Genomic DNA, 4,110 nt, shown 5'->3' on the forward strand with positions numbered 1-4,110 from the left:
CGACGACGTGCGGCTCGTCTCCCCCATCACCGCGCAGTTCACCTTCCAGGGCCGCGCACGGGTGCGCGTCCTGTTCGAGGAGGCGTTCGCGGTGCTGCAGGGCATCACCTACACCGACCAGCTCCTGCAGGAGCGCACCGCCGTCCTGTGCGCCACCGCCCGCATCGGCGGCGTGCGCGCGCAGGAGGTCCAGCTGCTGCGGCTGGACGACGCCGGCCTCATCCGCGAGATCACCCTGTTCGTGCGCCCGCTGCCGGCCCTGACCGGGCTCGCCGCCGCCCTCGGCCCCCGCCTGGCCCGGCGCGAGGGCCGGCCGGCGCTGTCGCTCGTCTTCGGCGCGGCCGCCGCGGGGCTGCACGCGATGGCCGGCACCGGCGAGCAGCGCCTGCTGCCGCACGTCGCGCCCCGCTGAGGAACGGCCCACCGCCGGCCCCGGCCGTAGCATCGGCGCAGCAGCCGGGGAGGTCGCAGCGTGGCGGGTGGCTCGTCGCAGCCGGGGCGCACCGTCACCGCGCGCGCCCTCGCGGTGCTCTTCGCCTTCGACGAGGACCACTCCCACCTGTCCCTGAGCGAGATCGCCCGCCGCGCCGGCCTGCCGCTGACCACGGCGCACCGCATCGTGGGCGAGCTGGAGCAGGCGCAGGCGCTGGAACGCCTCGAGGACGGGGTCTACGTCGTGGGCCGGCGCATGTGGCAGCTGGGGCTGCTGGCCCCCACCCACCGCGAGCTGCGCGAGTCCAGCCTGCCCTTCATGGAGGACCTCTACGCGGCCACCGGCGAGAACGTGCACCTGGCCGTGCGGGAGGGCACCTCCGCGCTCTACGTGGAACGGCTGCACGGGCGGCGCTCGGTGCCGCTGGTCAGCCGCGCCGGGGTGCGCCTGCCCCTGCACGCCACCGGGGTGGGCAAGGTGCTGCTCGCGCACGCCCCGGCCGACGTCGTGCGCGAGGTGCTGGCCCAGCCCGAGCGCATCACCGGGCACACCATCACCGAGGCGGGGCGGTTGCAGCGGGAGCTGGCCGCGGTGCGGCGCAACGGCTATGCGAGCACCGCGGAGGAGATGACGCTGGGCACGTGCTCGGTGGCCGTGCCCGTGCGCGGCAGCGGGGGCGAGGTCGGCGCCGCCCTCGGCGTCGTGGGCACCACCACGCGGCGGGGGTTGCTCGCGCTGCTGCCCGCGCTGCGCGTGGCGGCCGCCGCCATCACCCGGGCCACCGGCGAGCCACCACGCCCGGCCTCCTGACCGCTCGCCGCGGGGCGGGCGCGATCGCTCCCGGGTTCCCCGGGATTCCGCCGGCATTCCGCTGGGCGGAAGTCCCGCCTTCCGCGACGGCGGGCCGGGGCGCAGGCTGTGCGGGTGCGAACTCGTGTGGCCGTCGTCGGAGCCGGCCCGGCCGGACTGCTGCTGTCCCACCTCCTCACCGCCGCGGGCGTCGACTGCGTCGTCGTGGAGGCCCGCTCCCGCGCCTACGTCGAGGCGCGGCTGCGCGCGGGCATCCTGGAGCAGCCCACCGTCGACCTGCTGCGCGCGGCGGGCGTCGGGGAGCGCCTGGACGCGCAGGGCCTGCGCCACGACGGCATCCACCTGCAGTGGCCCGGTGAGCGCCACCGCATCGACTTCCCCGCCCTGACCGGGCGCTCGGTGTGGGTCTACGGGCAGACGGAGGTCGTCAAGGACCTCGTCGCCGCGCGGCTGGCCGCCGGTGCACCGCTGCACTTCGAGGTCTCCGACGTCGCCGTGCACGACGTCGGGACCACCTCCCCGCGGGTCTCCTTCACCGACGCCGGCGGCACCGCCCGGCGGCTGGACGCCGACGTCGTCGTGGGGGCCGACGGCTTCCACGGGATCTGCCGCCCCAGCATCCCGGCGGCGCTGGCGCGCACCTGGGAGCGCGGTTACCCCTTCGCGTGGCTCGGCGTCCTCGCCGAGGTGCCGCCGTCCACCGACGAGCTCATCTACGCCTGGCACCCCGACGGGTTCGCGCTGCACTCGATGCGCTCGCCGTCGATCAGCCGGCTGTACGTGCAGGTCGACGCGACCGAGCGCATCGAGGACTGGCCCGACGAGCGGATCTGGGAAGCGCTGCAGACCCGCCTCGGCCTGCCGGGCTGGACGCTGGGGACCGGGCCGGTGCTGGAGAAGTCCATCACCGGGATGCGCAGCTTCGTGTCCTCCCCGATGCGACACGGCCGGTTGTTCCTCGTCGGCGACGCCGCGCACATCGTGCCGCCGACGGGCGCCAAGGGTCTCAACCTCGCCGTCGCCGACGTCGCCGTCCTCGCCGAGGCGCTGCTGGAGTTCTTCTCCTCCGGCTCCCAGACCCTGCTCGACGGCTACGAGCAGCGCGCGCTGGACCGGGTGTGGCGGGCCACCCACTTCTCCTGGTGGATGACGTCGATGCTGCACACCTCCGGCGACGGGTTCGACGCCAGGCTGCAGCTGGCCCAGCTGCAGCAGGTGGTCTCCTCCACCGCCGCCGCCACGGTGCTGGCGGAGAACTACACCGGCCTCCCGCACGCGCTGGTGGGGGGACCACGCTGACGCCCACCCGCCCACGAACCCCCGGGCGCCCGCAGCGCCGCCCCGACCCCACCCTCGACGGACAGGACGGACCCCTGTGACCACCACCCCGGCGCGCAGCGCCTCGCCCCTGCTCGTGCTGCGCCGCTACGAGCACGTCCCGGAGGACGTCCACCCGCCCCACGACTTCCCCGGGTACGGCAGCACCCGCCTGCGCCACCCGCTGCAGGCGCCGTTCGACCTGCCGCAGCGCCTCACCGAGATCACCGGGCCGGTGCTCGGGGACCGCACGCCGTCGCTGGACGACGCAGACCTCACCCGCCAGCACGAGGGCGAGCCGATCGGGCAGCGCATCGTCGTGCACGGGCGGGTGCTGGACTCCGACGGCCGCGCGGTGCCGGACACGCTGGTGGAGATCTGGCAGGCCAACGCCGGCGGCCGCTACCGCCACGACGTGGACCGCTGGCCCAGCCCGGTCGACCCGAACTTCTCCGGCGTGGGGCGCACGACCACCGACGCGCAGGGCCGCTACCGGTTCACCACCATCCAGCCCGGCGCGTACCCCTGGCGCAACCACCGCAACGCCTGGCGGCCGGCGCACATCCACTTCTCCCTGTTCGGGCGCGCGTTCACCCAGCGCCTCGTCACGCAGATGTACTTCCCCGACGACTCCCTCTTCAGCCAGGACCCGATGATCGCCTCGATCCCGGACCCCAGGGGCGTCGAGCGCCTCGTGGCCCGCTTCGACTGGGAGACCACCGAACCGGACTGGGCGCTGGGCTACGAGTGGGACATCGTGCTGCGCGGCGACGAGGCGACGCCGTTCGAGGGCGAGGACCACGAGGAGGAGGACGAGTGAGCACCACCGCACGTCGCGCCGGGAACCCGGCGAAGCTGGCCCTCACGCCGTCGCAGACGGTGGGCCCGTACCTGTCGATCGGCCTGACGTGGCCGGACGGGCCGGAGGTCGCCGCCCCGGACGCGCCCGGCGCGCTGGTCCTGAGCGGGCGGCTGATCGACGGCGCCGGCGACACCGTGCCGGACGGGATGCTGGAGATCTGGCAGGCCGACGCCGCGGGGCGCTTCGACTCCGCGGAGGACCCCCGCGGCGCGCTGGCCACGCCGGGTTTCCGCGGTTACGGCCGCAGCCTCACCGACGCCGGGGGCAGGTTCTGGTTCCGCACCGTCAAACCCGGCGCGCTGCCCGACGGCGAGGGCGGCTGGCAGGCCCCGCACGTCGACGTGACCGTCATGGCGCGCGGGCTGCTCGACCGGCTGGTCACCCGGGTGTACTTCGCCGACGAGGAGGAGGCCAACGCCGCCGACCCCGTGCTGGCGAGCCTGCCGGCGGCGGCGCGGGACACCCTGCTGGCCCGGCCGACGGCGGACGGGTACGCCCTCGACGTCGTGCTGCAGGGGCCGGGCGAGACCGCGTTCTTCCGGCTGTGAGCGACGACGCGACCGTGGGCGCCGCTGCCGGTCCGGGTGCGCCCGGCGGTGACCTCGACCTGTTCGGGGCGGTGTTCGGCCGCGGGCCCGCCGCCGCCCTCACCGGCGGGCGCGCCTGGTTCGACGCGCTCGTCGACGTC

The 4,110-nt window shown here is 75.6% G+C and carries 5 protein-coding genes; all 5 read left to right on the plus strand.

Annotated features, from left to right (window positions below):
* Window positions 1–412, plus strand: a 412-nt coding sequence (locus ABEB16_RS11010) for a nuclear transport factor 2 family protein (protein ID WP_345712298.1), incomplete at its 5' end; no start/stop codon positions are given.
* A gap of 60 nt (window positions 413–472) precedes the next feature.
* Window positions 473–1,243 carry an IclR family transcriptional regulator gene (locus ABEB16_RS11015; protein ID WP_345712299.1) on the plus strand — a complete coding sequence of 257 codons (771 nt, stop codon included), beginning with the start codon at window positions 473–475 and terminating at the stop codon, window positions 1,241–1,243.
* A 114-nt stretch (window positions 1,244–1,357) separates the two neighbouring features.
* Window positions 1,358–2,542: a 4-hydroxybenzoate 3-monooxygenase gene (locus ABEB16_RS11020; protein WP_345712300.1), complete on the plus strand. Its 1,185-nt coding sequence runs from the start codon at window positions 1,358–1,360 to the stop codon at window positions 2,540–2,542.
* A gap of 109 nt (window positions 2,543–2,651) precedes the next feature.
* Complete coding sequence (pcaH, locus tag ABEB16_RS11025; protein WP_345712302.1) at window positions 2,652–3,380, plus strand: protocatechuate 3,4-dioxygenase subunit beta; 729 nt, start codon at window positions 2,652–2,654, stop codon at window positions 3,378–3,380.
* The gene (gene pcaG, locus ABEB16_RS11030) at window positions 3,377–3,970 is read left to right on the plus strand and encodes a protocatechuate 3,4-dioxygenase subunit alpha (protein ID WP_345712301.1); all 594 of its coding nucleotides are present in this window, start codon (window positions 3,377–3,379) and stop codon (window positions 3,968–3,970) included. The genes pcaH and pcaG overlap by 4 nt, the downstream gene beginning before the upstream one ends.
* Window positions 3,971–4,110: the final 140 nt, after the last annotated feature.

Source organism: Kineococcus glutinatus (assembly GCF_039542765.1).
GTDB classification, from domain to species: Bacteria; Actinomycetota; Actinomycetes; order Actinomycetales; family Kineococcaceae; genus Kineococcus_A; species Kineococcus_A glutinatus.